16 protein-coding genes are annotated in these 15755 nt (G+C 67.0%); 7 read left to right on the top strand and 9 right to left on the bottom strand.

Translation table 11 applies throughout. From position 1 onward, the window contains the following. Positions 1–313: 313 nt before the first annotated feature. Positions 314–652 carry a PIN domain-containing protein gene (locus tag ACOOHB_RS07740; protein ID WP_420444214.1) on the bottom strand — a complete coding sequence of 113 codons (339 nt, stop codon included), beginning with the start codon at positions 650–652 and terminating at the stop codon, positions 314–316. On the opposite strand from ACOOHB_RS07740, the gene ACOOHB_RS07745 reads away from it, so the two are divergent. The 5 genes from ACOOHB_RS07745 (at position 644) to ACOOHB_RS07765 (ending at position 4406) form a co-directional block, all read left to right on the top strand. Further along, a complete protein-coding gene (locus tag ACOOHB_RS07745; protein ID WP_420444215.1) occupies positions 644–802 on the top strand; it encodes a hypothetical protein in 159 nt (52 codons plus the stop codon). The genes ACOOHB_RS07740 and ACOOHB_RS07745 overlap by 9 nt on opposite strands. A 154-nt stretch (positions 803–956) precedes the next feature. Continuing rightward, positions 957–1109, top strand: a complete 153-nt coding sequence (locus ACOOHB_RS07750) for a hypothetical protein (protein ID WP_420444216.1) — start codon at positions 957–959, stop codon at positions 1107–1109. Between the two features lie 8 nt (positions 1110–1117). Further along, positions 1118–1819, top strand: a complete 702-nt coding sequence (locus tag ACOOHB_RS07755; RefSeq protein ID WP_420444217.1) for a DUF6338 family protein — start codon at positions 1118–1120, stop codon at positions 1817–1819. 507 nt (positions 1820–2326) lie between these two features. Next, on the top strand, positions 2327–2821 hold the full coding sequence (locus ACOOHB_RS07760; RefSeq protein ID WP_420444218.1) for a hypothetical protein: 495 nt from the start codon (positions 2327–2329) through the stop codon (positions 2819–2821). Between the two features lie 268 nt (positions 2822–3089). Then, positions 3090–4406, top strand: a complete 1317-nt coding sequence (locus ACOOHB_RS07765; protein WP_420444219.1) for an HNH endonuclease — start codon at positions 3090–3092, stop codon at positions 4404–4406. A 277-nt stretch (positions 4407–4683) separates the two neighbouring features. Here ACOOHB_RS07765 and ACOOHB_RS07770 read toward each other — a convergent pair whose 3' ends face one another. After that, the gene (locus ACOOHB_RS07770; protein WP_420444220.1) at positions 4684–5889 is read right to left on the bottom strand and encodes a CaiB/BaiF CoA transferase family protein; all 1206 of its coding nucleotides are present in this window, start codon (positions 5887–5889) and stop codon (positions 4684–4686) included. A 173-nt stretch (positions 5890–6062) separates the two neighbouring features. Here ACOOHB_RS07770 and ACOOHB_RS07775 point away from each other — a divergent pair, with 173 nt between their 5' ends. After that, a complete protein-coding gene (locus ACOOHB_RS07775) occupies positions 6063–6923 on the top strand; it encodes a crotonase/enoyl-CoA hydratase family protein (RefSeq protein WP_420444221.1) in 861 nt (286 codons plus the stop codon). Positions 6924–7003: 80 nt separating this feature from the next. Beyond that, entirely contained in the window at positions 7004–7774 is a 771-nt protein-coding gene (locus tag ACOOHB_RS07780) for an N-acyl homoserine lactonase family protein (protein WP_420444222.1), read from the top strand. A gap of 12 nt (positions 7775–7786) precedes the next feature. Here the strand turns inward: ACOOHB_RS07780 and ACOOHB_RS07785 are convergent, their stop codons facing one another. From ACOOHB_RS07785 to coaBC, 7 genes are all read right to left on the bottom strand, one after another. Then, positions 7787–8800 carry an amidohydrolase family protein gene (locus ACOOHB_RS07785; RefSeq protein WP_420444223.1) on the bottom strand — a complete coding sequence of 338 codons (1014 nt, stop codon included), beginning with the start codon at positions 8798–8800 and terminating at the stop codon, positions 7787–7789. Between the two features lie 132 nt (positions 8801–8932). Beyond that, a complete protein-coding gene (locus ACOOHB_RS07790; RefSeq protein WP_420444224.1) occupies positions 8933–9505 on the bottom strand; it encodes a YfcE family phosphodiesterase in 573 nt (190 codons plus the stop codon). A 21-nt stretch (positions 9506–9526) separates the two neighbouring features. Further along, positions 9527–10432: a methionyl-tRNA formyltransferase gene (locus ACOOHB_RS07795; RefSeq protein ID WP_420444225.1), complete on the bottom strand. Its 906-nt coding sequence runs from the start codon at positions 10430–10432 to the stop codon at positions 9527–9529. Between the two features lie 107 nt (positions 10433–10539). Next, positions 10540–11109 carry a peptide deformylase gene (def, locus tag ACOOHB_RS07800; protein ID WP_420444226.1) on the bottom strand — a complete coding sequence of 190 codons (570 nt, stop codon included), beginning with the start codon at positions 11107–11109 and terminating at the stop codon, positions 10540–10542. A 60-nt stretch (positions 11110–11169) separates the two neighbouring features. Continuing rightward, on the bottom strand, positions 11170–13014 hold the full coding sequence (locus ACOOHB_RS07805) for a hypothetical protein (protein ID WP_420444227.1): 1845 nt from the start codon (positions 13012–13014) through the stop codon (positions 11170–11172). 116 nt (positions 13015–13130) lie between these two features. After that, positions 13131–14321, bottom strand: coding sequence for a methionine adenosyltransferase (gene metK, locus ACOOHB_RS07810; protein WP_420444228.1), 1191 nt, complete (start codon positions 14319–14321; stop codon positions 13131–13133). 123 nt (positions 14322–14444) lie between these two features. Continuing rightward, complete coding sequence (gene coaBC / locus ACOOHB_RS07815; protein ID WP_420444229.1) at positions 14445–15734, bottom strand: bifunctional phosphopantothenoylcysteine decarboxylase/phosphopantothenate--cysteine ligase CoaBC; 1290 nt, start codon at positions 15732–15734, stop codon at positions 14445–14447. Positions 15735–15755: the final 21 nt, after the last annotated feature.

A 15755-nucleotide genomic window follows, 5' to 3' on the forward strand; every position in this document is an offset into this window, starting at 1 on the left:
CGAACCCGACGGCGCATCCGTCCGCCCGTATCATTCGCCCATCCACAGGAGTTGTCGCCCGACCAAGTCACGATGACATCGTGGCGTCGGCGAGATTTCACCCAAGAATCCCCACGGCTGGACCCAGCGTCGCGAGAGGACCAGCCCCCGCATGACGCCACTGCGGTAGGTCCGCCAAGCTCGGGGAGGCTGGCCTCTGAGACCCGAGGCTACGCGCGGCTCCAATTCACTCGGCAGCGAATTGCGACTCAGCGGCGGCAATGCGAATGGGTGCTCCAGCGCAAGCCTGCTGACTGCGGCGCAGCGTTCAGCGCTACAAGTCTTCCTCCGTTCGCCGCAGCCACAGATCGAGCGTTTCTGTGGTCCATGTGGGCACGCCGGTGCCGAGGAAATCGTCGTCCGCGGTCCACACGCCTACGTCGAGCGCCAGAGCGCACGCTACGACCGGCCAAACGGTGGGGTCGCGAATCGAGCGCTCTCGGGCCTGGTCCTCCCATGCCGAGTAGATGGCTTCGGCGACGACGGTGCAGTTCAGGGCGACGACTTGCAGGCAGCGGTCCGACAGCCCGCTGGCTTCGTCTGTGCTCAGACCCCGATGGCGACCGAGCTTCTCCGCGCGGCGCGGAATCTCGCGGAGCGTTTCATGCCACATGCGCTCTGGCAGGTACAGGTCTATGCGCTGATCGGCCAGCCGCTGTCGGCCTCGCTCGCGCTGCAGCTAACCGACCAGAACGCTCGCGTCAACGACCAGACGCATGCTGCGGCGATGAACCGTCGCTGGTCGAGTTGGTCTGGGAACTGATCAGAGTTGTCTCGTCCGCATCATCATCAGCCTCATCGGCGAGACCCGCTCCAGTGAACTCCGCTACGAGATCGTCTTCGCTATCGCTCGCCAGCGGTACGTCAGCGGAAGAATCGAGAGGGGCGAGCATCGCCTTGAGCACTACGCTTCTCGTATGGCCCGACGCGACCGATCAGACCAGGTGGACCGGCCGGCCGAGCGCGAGTACCGGCATGGCAAGGCGCCGGCGAACCCGCCGCCGCCGCCGAAGGCTGTTGACAGCGTGCCATGGGTCCCGTCGAGCAAGGACTCTGAGAAGGCCGACTAGGCACTTCGATGTTCGGCTCACTGGTCGGGCTGCTGGTCGTCGGCGCCGCCTTTGTCCCAGGTTACGTCTACCTCACGGTGCGGCGACGAATGGTGCCAATGGCACGCACGTCACGTCCGCTGGAGAGCGCGCAAGTCGTCGTCGCTTCCTTGGGTGCCAATGCGTTAGCGCTGCTGACCTATGGGACCCTTCGGCTGTGGCCCTGGCTGCAGGGTCACAGCCCCAGCCTCGCGGAGCTGATTCGAGACCCCAAGAGCTACGCCACTACAGACGACGCTCGACTCATGTGGGTATGCGCGTGGGCTGTGCTGGTCGTCGCCGCTGCTGTGACTCTGGCGTGGGCACTCGCACACCGGCTCTGGCTGCCCGACAAGACGGTCCAGAAGTTCACGCCTGTCATCAAGGACGCCTCAGCGTGGTACCGGGCGTTCGACGCGGAAGCCCCGAAGAACTCAAGAGTGCTCGTCGTGTGCCATATGGCCGATGGGCACATCTTCGGAGGTCACTTGGCCTGGTACAACACGGACACCGAAGAGACTGACGACCGTGACCTCGTTCTCGCACCGCCATTCCTTGTCATGTCGCCCGAGTCGACCGACAACTCAGCTTCTGAAGATGGACCGATGGCAGACGAAGGAAGGATGATCCTGTCCGCGCGGAACATCCTGCGAATCGACGTCATCTACCTCAAACAGCACTCTGGCGACTGAGAGGCATCGGTGCCACCTCCTAGAAGGCAGGGGAGGGATCATCACTCACCCGGTCAAGCACGATTCTGGGTTTAGCGGTCGTCTGCGGGACAAGCCCACACCTGCGCTGAGTGCCCGGAGCGGGCACCAATACCCGCAGGTCAGCCTCATTTTCTGAGGACTGTTACCCATCTGCTACCCACAACCCCGCTGGCTCAGCTCGCGTGGGCCGCTGAGGCGTGCTGTGCGGCCGGAAGCGGCGCAGCGCACCCCGGCGAGGGAGTATCCCGTGCACCCTGATCCGCGGCATGCTTCTGAGCGTCGCTCCGCGTGAATAGCTGGTGAGTCGAGACCCACCCCTTCGGCCCTCGGCCCCGTCGAATGGCGGGCCGTGCCACAGGCGCGGCGAGGTCCTCCGCGCGATTCACCGGCGACACCCATGCCCCGCAGCCCCGGATCGCCCGCCATCACGCCTTGGTGGTGTCCGTCCTCATGTGAGCGGCGAACAGCGGGGTGAATTCGGCACGATTGACTACCACGTCCTCGAAGGTCGCGATCAGCCGTGCCTACCCAGGCTCCGGCAAGGTCGCCGCCAAGGCGCTCTCACGGGTCGCGTGGCCTGCATTCGGCATTGCAGTCGCAACATGCCTGTGGTCGATGCTCAGCATTCCCAGCGAGGAGACGAGTTCGGGATGGTCAATGCTGCTGGGCACCAAGATGCTGCTGGTGCTCATCCCCGGTGTCGGTGCACTGGTGCATCAGAACGTCGGCGACAACGTGGCCAAGCGAGGTGCTGGCGCAGGCGTGTCACTGCTGTGCGGCCTGACGGCGCTGCTGTTCGGCGTAATGCTCCAGCGGCGACGCCTCGACGTTGGGCTCATTGAAGATCACACCGTGAATTCGCCAAGGCCCGCGCCTGCGCACTCGAGGACCTGCGCGATTTCCTCGCTCAATTCCATGACGGGGCGATTGTCGACAAAGTCCAGCGCGTGCCGGAGCTGCTGTCGTACCTGCAGCGAATAATCGACGATGACCCCACGCCCGGTCGGTGCGCGCCAGCAGCCCGGAACATCAGACCGACAGATCACGATCAAGGCACCCAGGCCCGTCACACCCCGAGTCAGACCCAGGCCCGGACTGCCGGCCCCGAGGAGCGTGGTCGGCAATAGCTGTCAGATCCGGCTCGCAAGCGTCTGACCTGCACTTTCGCGTACATCAAGTACCTGGCATGCGACTCTGCGACCAGCCCCGTAGATCATGGATGTCACAGCCCCCACATACAGTCGTTTTCATGAGGGACGGCGGCGGATCGGGTTCGCGGGGCACCGCAACAAGCGCTGCTGTGCGCGTGGACGCGGTGGACGCATCGGGGCTGTGCGACGCGGGTCTGCGGGCCCGGCTGCGCGAGTTGGGTGGGGCGGAGTCCCGTTTGGCGGCGATGAAGGCCGATGTGCTCGGCGAGCTCGCCCGCCGCCGCGGCAACGCAGACGCCGAGCACACCGCCAAGGAAACCCTGTCGGTGTCGGGGCGCGCCGCCCGCGGCGACGTGAAGGCCGCGGTCGCGCTGGGCGACCTGGACAAGACACGCCAGGGCCTCGCATCGGGGTCGCTTCCTGTGGGCCACGCACGGCTGATCGCGCGAGCCGCCGGCGACGCTCCGATCGACGAGGCGTTCCTGGCCGAACGCGCCCGCCGCGAGGGCTATGACGAATTCCGTCGCACGGTCGCACGCCACGTCGCCGACCAGACCCGCGACGATGGCGCCTCACTGCTCGAGCAGCAGGGTCAGCAACGCTCGGCGCGTGTGTTCACCAGCCGCGACAACGCCATGGTGGTCATCAACGGCCAGTTCGACCCGGTCTCCGGTGCCCGGCTGGCGTCAGTGATCGCCGCCACGGAACGACGCCTCTACCACCACGAAGACCCCGACCACCGGCCCACCGCGGCCCAGCGCACCGCCGACGCGATAGCCAAGCTCATCTGCGAGCCCGACACCGCACGGCCCGCAGGCACATCGCTGATCGTGGTGGCCGACTACGACACGGTCAACCACCAGCTCGCCAACACACGTTTCGCCGACGGCACCCCGATCCCCATCGGCGAGATTGCCAAACTCGCCGTCGACTCCGGCGTGCTGCCCGTAATCTTCGACGACGCCACCGGCGACCTGCGCATGGGACGCCGCCGCCGCACCGCCACCGAACTCCAACGCTGCGCACTCGCACTGCGCGACCAAGGCTGCATCGGCTGTGGCACACACCCCGACCACTGCCGCTCACACCACATCGACGAGTGGCAACACGGCGGCCCCACCGACTACGACAACCTCGTGTCGGTCTGCCACGACTGCCACAACGACAAAATCCACCAACAAGGCTTCACCGTCGAACCCCACCACACACGCCCCGGCCGATTCGGGCTCCAACCGCCGAACCAGCCCCCCAACGAACACCAGCCCCCCAACGAACACCAGCCCCCCAACGAACACCAGCCCCCCAACGAACACCAGCCCCCCAACGAACACCAGCCCCCCAACGAACACCAGCCCCCCAACGAACACCAGGACCCCAACGAACACCGGGGCTCCCCTAGAGCGCCGCCCATGTGATCTGCGGGGGGCGTCTCCGGTCCGACCGCATCGGGGCCCCCAACGAGCACCGGGACTCCCCTGGAGCGCCGCCCATGTGATCTGCGGGGGGCGTCTCCGGTCCGACGGCATCGGGGCCCCGAAGTGGTAGTTGGGAGGGGCGAGCCGCCCCAATCCAGCACACGAGCAGCTCATCTCCACCCGCTGCGAATGGACAGGGCGCGGCACACCCGGCGAGCCGCCCCAATCCAGCACTCGTGCAGCTCATCTCCGGCTTGCGGGACTGGACCGGCGGGCGTTACCAGACGGCGTTCGCAGCCTTGAGATCGAGGACCTGCTCGTCGTCGTAACCGAGTTCGGCGAGGATCTCGTAGGTGTGCTCGCCGTAGTCAGCGGTGGAACCTCGCGCGCCTCGGAACTCATCGACGTCGAACACCGCGGGCGGCCCGATGAATCCGTCGTCAAAGCTCACCAAGTACTCGTTGGTCAGGATGTCGGGGTTGCCCGCAAGGTCCTCAACGCGATTCACCGGAGACACCCATGCCCCGCAGCCCCGGATCGCCCGCCACCAGGCCTCGGTGGTGTCAGTCCTCATGTGGGCGGTGAACAGCGGGGTGAATTCGGCACGGTTGGTTACCACGTCCTCGAAGGTCGCGAAACGCGGGTCTTCCAGCCACGACTCGATGCCGACAGCTCTCGCAAGCCCCTCCCAATGCGGTCCTTGCAGCGCAGCGATCGCGATCCAGCCGTCGGCCGTCTCGAAAACGGTGAAGAGTGGATTCCAAGCGTTACCCGGATCGAAGCGTTCCATGCGTTGTCCCACGTTCGCGGCAACGCCCACGGCTTGGCTTGTCAACCACAGCAGCGCTTGGGTTTGCGATGTCCCCACTACGCAGCCCCGCCCGGTGCGCGCACGTTTGAGCAGCCCGGCCATCACCGCCGAGGCCATGTTGGTGCCGGTCAGGATGTCGCTCAGCGAGCCCGGCGGATACGTCGGCACTTCGGTCGGCGAGATTGCGTCCATGAAACCGGCGTGCGCCATGCCGACCGTGTCCTGGCACAGGTCCTCGGCCAGCTCACCTCGTAGCCCGAACCCGCCGCCCCGGCAATACACCAGCTGCGGGTTGAGCTCTGCCAGCGTCTCAGGGTCGGCGCCGTAGCGGGCGAGGCCGGCGGTCCGCAGATTCGTGATGAACACATCGGCCTCACGGACCAGGCGCTCGAAAACCGGGCGTCCCGCCACCGACGAGATGTCGAGCGCCAGCGACCGCTTGTTCCGGTTCAGCGACCCGTAGAGCCATTCCCGGCCCCGGTCGTCAAACGTCACCCCGAACACGCTCGCAAAGCTGCGCATGTAGTCGGCCTGGCCGACTTGCTCAATCTTGACGACATCCGCGCCCAGCGAAGCCAGCGTGAGGCCCCCGACTGGTCCCTGCACGTACATGGTCATCTCGACAACACGGGTGCCGGCGAGCGGTGCCTCGGCGGCAGCTTCATCGTGCATCGATCCTCCAGCCTCGGTCGCCGCCGCGGACCCTAGCGCTGGGCTGGCGGCTCGATCCCGACGCGCAGTGGGGTCGCAGGGCGCCGGGGATCGTGCCGACGGGCGCCATCGAAGCGGACTCGTCGTTCACGCGCTTGACTTGTGCGGACTTGCGAGACAGAAGGGGCGAGCCGATGACCGGATCCGACTACACCTGCTTCGACGTGGAGGTGCGCGACCACGTCGCCAGCCTGGTCATGAAGCGCCCCGAGAAGGCCAACTCGATGATCTTGGAGTTCTGGAGGGAGCTGCCCCAGATCACCGACGAGATCTCGTCTGGTACCGACGCCCGGGTCGTCGTGCTGTCAGCGATCGGCAGGCACTTCTGCTCGGGCATGGACCTCGCAGTGTTCGGCGGCTTCGAAGAGCCGGCCAGCGGTGTCGGCGGCGGACACAGCAGCCGGACACGTGCGCAGTTCCGTAACACCGCACTGCGCGCACAGCAAACCTTCAACGCCTTTGAGCAGAGCCGGCTGCCGGTTATCGCCGCCGTCCAAGGTGCGTGCGTCGGCGGCGGAGTCGACATGGTCTCGGCCTGCGATCTTCGCTACGCCACACAGGACGCGTTCTTCTCGATCCAGGAGATCAACATCGGCATGACCGCGGATGTGGGAACGCTTCAGCGCATGCCCAAGCTGGTACCCGAGGGCGTTGTGCGCGAGCTGGCCTATACCGGCCGCCGTATGGGCGCGCAAGAAGCACTCGACCGCGGCTTTGTGAACGCTGTGTACGACGACCACGCTTCGATGATGGAAGCGGTCGACGACATTGCTGCCCAGATTGCCGCGAAGAGCCCGATGGCAATCTGGGGCACGAAGCAGTCGATGAACTACAGCCGCGATCACTCGGTCGCCGACGGCCTGGAGTACATCGCCACGTGGAACGCCGCGATGTTCGACACCGACGACATGGGCGAAGCCTTCCGGGCCCAGATGGATCGCCGTGAACCTGACTTCCCCGATCACCGCCCCCTGGGCAAAGGTCTCGGCGCCTGACAAGGCGTGTCGGAACTACGACGCCTGATAGGGCGCATAGGAGCTACCGCGCCTGACCAGGCGTGGAGGAGGCACATCGCATGAGCAAACTCTCACTCGTCCCGCTCGAATGCGGCTGGCTGTCCACTCCCACCGCGTCGGTGATCGCCGACGCTCCGGGCAATGTGCGGCTGCCCATTCCGAGTTGGCTGGTGCGTCACCCCAGCGGTCAGACGCTGGTGTTCGACACCGGCATGCATCCCCAGGTGCAGGACGGCGTGGGCGCCCGCTACCCGCTTCTGGCCAAGGCTTTCACGGCGGAATATTCGGCGAACGACGAAGTCTCGGCCCGGCTGGAAAGCGTGGACGTCGACCCCGCCGAGCTGACCTTCGCCATTTTCAGCCACCTGCACTTCGACCATTGCGGCGGCACCGAGCTCTTGCCCAATGCACGACTGATCTGCCAGCGGGCTGAGTGGGAGTCCGGTCATCACCCCAAGCTCATCGAGCATGAGGTGTACAAGCCCGACGACTTCGACTTAGGACACGACCTGCTGCTCATCGACGGTGAGCACGATGTGTTCGGCGACGGCTCGGTGACGTGTGTCCCGACACCGGGACACACCGCTGGCCACCAGTCGCTCCGGGTGGAGCTGGACAGCGGTCCGGTGGTGCTGACGGGCGACTGCGTCTATTGGGAGGACGTGCTCGACCGGATGCTGCTTCCGCCGTTCGGCTACAACCACGACATGCAGCTGGAGTCGATGCGCCGGCTGAAGTCGATGCGCGATGACGAGGGCTGCCGCCTGCTGTACGGGCACGACGACACCCAGTGGGCGACGCTGCCCCACGAAGGAATCGGGCTGACCTAGCCCGCCCCGGGCTTAGGCCGGCGGAGCGACGCGGTAGAAGCGGCGAGCAGTACCGGCGAAGAGGTCGGACCGTTCGGACTTCGTGTAGCCGGCCTGGTCACAGATTCGCTGGAACGCGTTGAACAGCACGGTGTACGAGCAGCCTTGCTTGTCGACCGGGAAGTTGCTTTCGAACATGGCGCGGTCGGGGCCGAAGGTTTCGATGCAGTGGCGGATGTCGTCGCTCCACGTTTCGGCAACCTGCTCCGAGGACGGGGCCTGGGGCAGGCGTTTGAAGCCGACGCCGTAGATGCTCATGCCGATGCCGCCGACCTTGACCGTGACCTGCGGATGGCGTGCCAGAGCCTCCAGCGCGGGGCGTACCACCGCTCGCACTTCGTCGCGCCGCTCGGCGTAGGGACCGATGCCGAGGGGGCCGCCGAGGTGGTCGAGCACCACGGGCGTGTCGGGTACTGCTGCAGCGAGGTCGACGAGCTCGGCCACTTGGGGATGGAACATCCAGGCATCGAAGCTGAAGCCCATGCGGCCCAGCATCGCGTAGCCGGCGCGGAAATCCGACTGGCCCAGAAGGCCCGGCGACGGCTTCGTATGACTCTCGCGGATCTGGTCGCTGGCGTCCCAGGCGTTGGCGTGACGAATGCCACGGAACAGGCCCTCGCCGGCCTCGTCATGCGCCGCCAGCACCTCCTCGACGGCTTTGCCGAGCGTCAGGTCGGCGAAGCTCACGATGGCCGAGATTGTGGCTCCGTCGGCCTCGGCCGAGATCGCAGCCTGCTCACGCACGAACTCGGTCTCGCCTACGGGCGCCATGTGGGTGGGGCCGCTGGTGCGGTAGCCGGCGGCGCACTCCACGAAAACCGTCTGGGTGACGTTGTGCCCCGCACCGGTGTCCGCGTGCAGATCGGGCACGAGGTACGTGCCTGCTGGGAAGTCCCAGAGGTGGTGATGCGGATCGACAATCTCGGTGTCGGCGTCGATGGGCTGTTCGACGGTTGCTGCCAGCCACGCTTCCTTCTCGTCGGTCACTGCTGTTCCCCCTGTGTCGTAGCGAACCGGTTGCGCGCGGCACTGTAGGCGGCGGCGCCCCGCCGAGCATCAACTGACTCGGCGATGTACAGCCGCTGGACAGGTCAACCCACGCCGTAGCAGCCGGCAGCCTCAGATGACTCGATCCCAGGACTCGGTGGGTTCGAGCCCGTCAAGTGTGAGCTGCCACAGCGACGGCGTGACCACGCCGTCAGCAATGTCGAGATAGCCGACGGTGCCGAGTTGGGCGCTGAGGTTGCGAGGGAACGTCGGCGATCCGGGATTCACGCACAGCACGCCCGACAGCGTGTCGATGCGGTGAACGTGTGTGTCGCCGTACACGCACACATCAAGTTGCTCGTCGCCGAAGTGCCGCTCAATGGCGTCGGCCACGGTATAGAAGGACAGCTCCGGCACGGGCAGATGATGGGTGAGGCCGACCCGTACGCCGCCGAAGGTGTGCGCCCAGGCGTTCGCCAGCAACCGATGGTCAGGCTGGACGTCGCGGCCCGACGAGCCGTCGTCGCCGTTGCCCCGAGCGGCCCAGGTCGGTGCGATCTCGTTGAGCCGGTCGACGACTGAGATGTCGTAGATGTCACCGGCGTGCAGGATGACGTCGCACCCCTCCATGGCTGCATACGCCTCGGGCCAGAGCTCCGGTGCAGCCTCGGGGATGTGGGTGTCGGAGATCAGCCCGATCCGCATCTCGTCACGCTAGGCGCGAGGTCAGCCGAAGCGGGTGCCCGATGGCAGGCGGGCGCCGTGCAGCCATGCCTGAGCATTGGCAGCTGGGCGGCCCGCGGGCTGTACGACGTCGAGGCGCACAATGCCGTGTCCGGTGACCACGGCGTCACCGAACAACGTTCCCGGCGGCGCATCATGCGTCGCCGACGACGGGGTGCCTCCACGAACGATGAATCGTTGGCCGTTGAGCGTGGTCCACGCGCCACCCACCCGGATCTGGCGGTCGATGTGGGTTGCGGGCTGGGACCAATCGATCTCTCGGTCGGCAGTGCTGAGCTTTCGGGCGTATGTGGGCTCCCCCTGCTGGGGTTCGGGTGTGCCGAGACCGTTCGTCACGGACTCCACGAGCCGCTGTGCGCCTTCGTCCGCGAGACGAATGCGCAGATGAGCCGCTGTGTCAGTCGGACCGATGGGTACCTCGTGGCGCCAGTAGACGGGGCCCGTGTCGAGCGATTCCTCTAGCGCCATCAAGCAGACGCCGGTGACGTCGTCGCCGGCGAGGAGTGCACGCTCCACCGGGGCTGCGCCACGCCAGCGCGGCAGCAGCGAGAAATGCAGGTTAAGCATCGGGACCTGGGACAGCAGGTCAGCGCTGATCAGACGCCCGTAGGCCACGACCACAGCGCAATCAGCGCCGGCGCTCGTGAGGTCGGCAGGCTCGTGGCTGATCGGCAGGCCAAGTTCGGTTGCAGTAGCCGAGACCGGGCTGGGCGTGTCGCGTCCACGACGGCTGCGGCGGCGTGGCGCACCGGTCACGACGACGCCGATGTCGAAGCCGGCCTGAGCAAGCGCCAGCAATGCGGGCACGGCGTCGTTCGGGGTGCCGGCGAACGCGACGCGGCGGGGCCGGTTCGGGGGCAGTGGCAGAGTCGGCAGCGTTTGTGTCATGAGTCCTTCGGGCACCTCATCCCCACCGGCACATCCCGACTCTGCGCAAGATTGCCGCCACAGGCGGCAAATCTGCACAAAGAAGGCGCGACGCAGCCCCCGAACGCTCAGCCCGCCGCGCTGTTGCGGCCGACGAGAGGGACAGGACCGCTCGCTGCGGGCCCCGGGGCGCCCGACTGCAGCTGTGCCAGCTTGGAGCGCCACTCTCGCAGGGCGTCCTTGCGCTCGGCCTTGTCGAGGTGGTCGATGAGCAGCAGGCCGTCGAGGTGGTCCAACTCGTGCTGGAACAGGCGTGCGGTCAGGTCGTCGGCTTCGATGCTGACCTCGTTGCCGTCAAGATCGAGGCCGACCAGATAGACCTCTTTGGGGCGGACGATGTCGAAGGTCAGGCCCGGCACGGAGAGGCATCCTTCGGTATAGGTCCACTCGCCGTGGCTCTCGACGATCTCGGGATTGATGAGGGTCTGAGGGCCGTCGCCCTCGTAGAGGTCGAACACGAACAGGCGGCGTTGGATACCCACCTGGGGAGCGGCGAGACCGATCCCTTCTGCCTCGTACATGGCGGGAAGCATGTCGTCGACCATGCGCGCCACGCGGCCGTTGATCTCGGTGATCTCGGCAGCCCGCTGACGCAGCACCGGATCGCCCATCAGCCGGATCTCGAAGGTGCCTCCCATGGATTTCGGAGGCTACCGGCACACCCGCGCACGGACCGGCGGAGCGTTCGGCGAGCTGAATCAGGCGCGCAGCGGGTCGACGGCGACCCGCAACCGTCCTGAAGGCCGTTCGGCGGCTGCCAGCGCGTGCAGCAATACGTCCTGGTCGTCGCTGCCAACCCGCCAGGTGCCCTCGGCCGGCCCGGCGATGTCGAGTTCGCCGGCGTGATCGCCGGCCGACAGGAGGTCGATGTAGGTGCTGGCTGCTGCGCCCGACACCAGCGCCCAGGCAGCAGCCGGCGGCTGGTGCATTTGGGACCGACGCTCGACTTCGGCACGGATCCAGTCGCCCGGATCGGCCTCGACAGCCGCCAACAGGGCGGGATGGGCAGGCAGCCGGGTCTGCACCACGATGCGGCCTCCACCAGTGCGCGGTCCCACCAGCCGCGCTGCGCGTACAAGCAGCGCGAAGGCCTCCTCGGCGGCCCGGTAACGAGGCGCTGTCAGCTCCTGATCGAAGTCCACGAAGGCCACGGCGTCTGCTGATGGCACCCGGTGGAGCACTGCTTCGGTGCCGATGTAGAGCGCTGGCCCATCTGCTAGCTGCGACGAGGGCGCCCGTCGGCGCCGGTGGGTTGAGTCGGCAGTCGAGTCGGCGGCTGCGGCGCTCTCGCCGACGATCTGGATCACGGGGCGTCGGGCCAGACGCTCCATCTCCTCCGCAACTCCCTTCACACCGACACGAGCACGCCGGAACCTGATGGCTCCGCAGGATTCGCAGACCGCCGGGCGCTTCTCGCCGCTGCCGGGATCGACAAACTGCTGCTTCTCCAGGCGCAGAGGCCGGCCGGTGTGCTCCGAACACGCCAGCTCGCCGCACGATGCGCAGTATGCGAGACGCGCCCGTCCCGTGCGGTTCAGCACGCAGACCACCGTGCTGTCGGTTCGCAGCAGCCCGGCCAGCGTCTCGCCGCACCACTCCCCTGCCGTGGGGTCGTCTCGTCGCCGGTCGGCAATCTGCACCCGGGGCCAGGCTTCGAGCTCGGACGGTCGCGGTGCGGTGATGAGCGTCGAAGCAGCCGGGGCACCGGGCTGGCGGGCATGCGCAAGTGAGTCGGGTGACGGCATCGGTCCTACGAGCAGGCACTGCGCTCCGTCGCGGCGGGCACGCTCGACAGCCGCATCACGGGCATTCCATGTCGGCGAGGCCTCCTCTTGGTAGGCCTCGTCGTGCTCGTCGAACACGATCACGGTACGCAATGGGCCACACGGCGCCCAAGCGGCAGCCCGGGTGCCCACCACTGCGTGCGCCGCGGCGGCGCCTGCCCAATCACGCGGTGCCAACGCAGTCGAGATGCCGGCTTGGCGCAGCCGCCCTGCCAATCGCGCTGCCCACGCGACCGTGGGCACCAGCACCAGCAACGGACCACGCCGCAGTGCCGCCGCGACGAGCGGCCATTCGTCGGCGCACGGTCCCATACGCACGACTGCGGGCGTCTTGTTGTCGGATGCGAGTGCGGCTGCGACCCAGGCCGGGGCATCGGCCGAGACGGAGATCTGGGCACCCCGGTGACCTCCCGAAGAGTGTGACGGCAGGCCTGACACGACCCGATCGGCGCTGGCAGTTCTCAGGAAATGCGCCCGAGTGCCCGCCCAGCGCCATGCAGCCCAACTCGCCAGCTCCACGACGTGCGGCGGAGGGCCCAGGCTCATCACTCGCGATATCGGCAGCAACTCGACATCGCCGGGAGTGGGCGGATCGAGGTCTGTCACCCAACCTCGGATCGAACGACCTTGCAGGGGGACAAGCACAACGGTGCCGACGTTGATGGGTACCCGGCCCGAAGCGAGTTCCGGCGGCAGCAGGTAAGTGAACTCGCGGTCGATGGCCGGCTCGTCGACCAGCACCTGCACCATCTGCTGCATCGTCGCAGTCTGCCCCGCGTCGCCCGCACGGCGAGCGCCGATTGCGCGATGCCGCGGACCTGGCTGGTTCTCGCTGGGTAATCGAGGGGCGCTATCGCGCCTGCCCGCTCGCCGGCCTACAGGCCCAGCGCTGAGGCGAGGTCGTCGACCCGGTCGAGACGTTCCCAGGGGAACGACACGCCGTCGGATTCCCGGCCGAAATGGCCGTATGCGGCTGTGACCTTGTAGATCGGTTGGCGCAGATTGAGTTCGGCCAGCAGGGCAGCGGGACGCAGGTCGAACACTTCGGCAACCGCAGACGCAATGGCGTCCGGGTCGACGTGGGATGTCCCGAACGTCTCCACAAGCACCGAGACCGGTTCGGCACGGCCGATGGCGTACGCCACCTGCATCTCGCACCGATCGGCCGCGCCGGCTGCGACCACGTTCTTTGCAACCCAGCGCGCGCCGTACGCCGCCGAACGGTCCACCTTGGAGGGGTCCTTGCCGCTGAATGCACCCCCGCCGTGACGGGCGTAGCCGCCATATGTGTCGACGATGATCTTGCGTCCCGTAAGGCCCGCATCGGCGACCGGTCCACCCCTGACGAAGCTGCCCGAAGGGTTCACCAGCAGCTCAAAATCGTCGTCGGCGAACGCTGCTGGCAGCGTGGGGCCGATGACGTGCTCGAGCACGTCCGGGCGCATCATCCCGTCGATCTCGATCCCGTCCCGGTGCTGAGCGGAGACGACAACAGTGCGGAGCGCGATCGGCTCGCCATCTCGGTATTCGAAGCTCACCTGGGTCTTGCCGTCAGGGCGCAAGTACGGGATGCGGCCCGACCTGCGGGCTTCGGTGAGCTGCTCGGCCATGCGGTGAGCGACATAGATCGGCAGGGGCATGAACGCCTCGGTTTCCCGGCAGGCGTAGCCGAACATCATCCCCTGGTCACCGGCTCCCTGTTCAGGAATGACGTCCAGTGTCGCGGCAGCTTCAGTGCTTCCGAAGACACCCTTGGTGATCTCGCTCGACTGCTCGTCGAGGGCGATCATGACGCCGCAGGTGTTTCCGTCGAAACCAAGCTCACCGTGGTCGTAGCCGATGCCGGTGATGGTGTCGCGCACCACCCGCGGGATGTCGATGTAGGCCTTGGTGGAAACCTCGCCTGCCACCACGACGAGACCGGTCGTGACCAGCGTCTCCACCGCAACCCTGGCTGCTTTGTCCTCGGCAATCAGTGAGTCCAGGATGGCGTCCGAGATCTGATCGGCCATCTTGTCGGGATGGCCCTCGGTCACCGATTCTGAGGTGAAAGTCCACTGGCTCACCGTGGCTCCAGATTCGATCGTGATTGGCCAGATCGTGATTGGCCAGCCGTGCAGGCCCGTCGCAGTTGCTGATTGCAGCAGCGCGGCAAGGCTAGACGGCCTGAGCCGAAACCCAGCAGACGCTCAGCGGCGAAGCTCGGCCACGGCGTCGAGCACGGCGTCGGCCACCTCGCGCTTCGAGCAGAGAGGCAGCGGTCGCACGGTGCCGTCGGCCAGCAGGATGGTCACGATGTTGGTGTCGTGTGCGAAGCCCGCGCCCGCGGCCGAGACATCGTTCGCGACTATCACGTCGAGGTTCTTGCGCGCCAGCTTCTGTGCTGCGTTGTCGAGCACATCCGCTGTCTCGGCGGCGAAACCGACGAGTACCTGGCCCGGGGGCTTGCTGGCCCCGAGCCCGGCGAGGATGTCCGCTGTGTGCTCGAGTGCGATCACAGGCGGCGTGCCGCTGTCGAGTGTTTCGCCCTTCTTGATCTTCTGAGGGGCCACTTCTGCGGGCCGGAAGTCGGCCACTGCAGCCGCCATGACGATGACCCCGGCGTCAGCATGTGCGCGCACAGCAGCTTCCATCTCGGCTGCTGATTCGACGCGCACCTCCCGGATGCCTTCAGGCGAAGCCAGCGCGGCACTGGTCACCAAGGTGACGTCGGCTCCCCGGTCCCGAGCCGCGGTGGCGATGGCGTAGCCCTGCTTGCCTGACGAGCGGTTGCCGATAAAGCGAACCGGATCGATGGGTTCGCGGGTGCCTCCCGCCGTCACCGTCACGTTGACACCTGCGAAATCCCGGCGCGCCACCGCTGGCTCGCGCGCCTCGGCTGAGTCCGGTTGTGCGGTAAGCACTGCGCCGACGGCGTCGAATATCGTGGCCGGCTCGGCGAGGCGGCCTGTGCCGACATCGCCGCCGGCAAGCCGGCCGGATTCGGGCACCACAATGTGCACGCCGCGGCCGGTGAGCACGTCGAGGTTGTGCTGCACGGCGTCGTGTTCCCACATCTCAGTGTGCATGGCGGGGCAAACAACCACGGGGGCACGCGTCGCGAGCAGCGTGGCGGTCAGCAGGCCGTCGGAAATACCCGCTGCGTAGCTGCCGATGACCCGTGCGGTGGCGGGCGCCACGACGATGACGTCGGCTGTCTGGCCCAGCGTCGTATGCGGGATCGGATCGTCTTCACCGAAGATCGATGTGCGAGCACGCTCGCTGGCGAGCGCATCGAACGTCGCCCGGCCCACGAATCGCTGCGCTGCGGCCGTCATCACCGGTATGACGTGAGCGCCGGCGTCCATCATCAGCCTGCAGAGGATCACGGCCTTGTACGCGGCGATGCCGCCGCTGACTCCGAGCACCACGCGGCGCCCGGCGAACGGCGACTGTGCCCGAGCAGAGTCAGGATGGAGGCGATCGGCAGAGTCCGTCACTGCCGCGCAAGGGTACGCCCC

It is taken from the genome of Candidatus Poriferisodalis sp., assembly GCF_965215815.1.
GTDB lineage: Bacteria > Actinomycetota > Acidimicrobiia > Acidimicrobiales > Poriferisodalaceae > Poriferisodalis.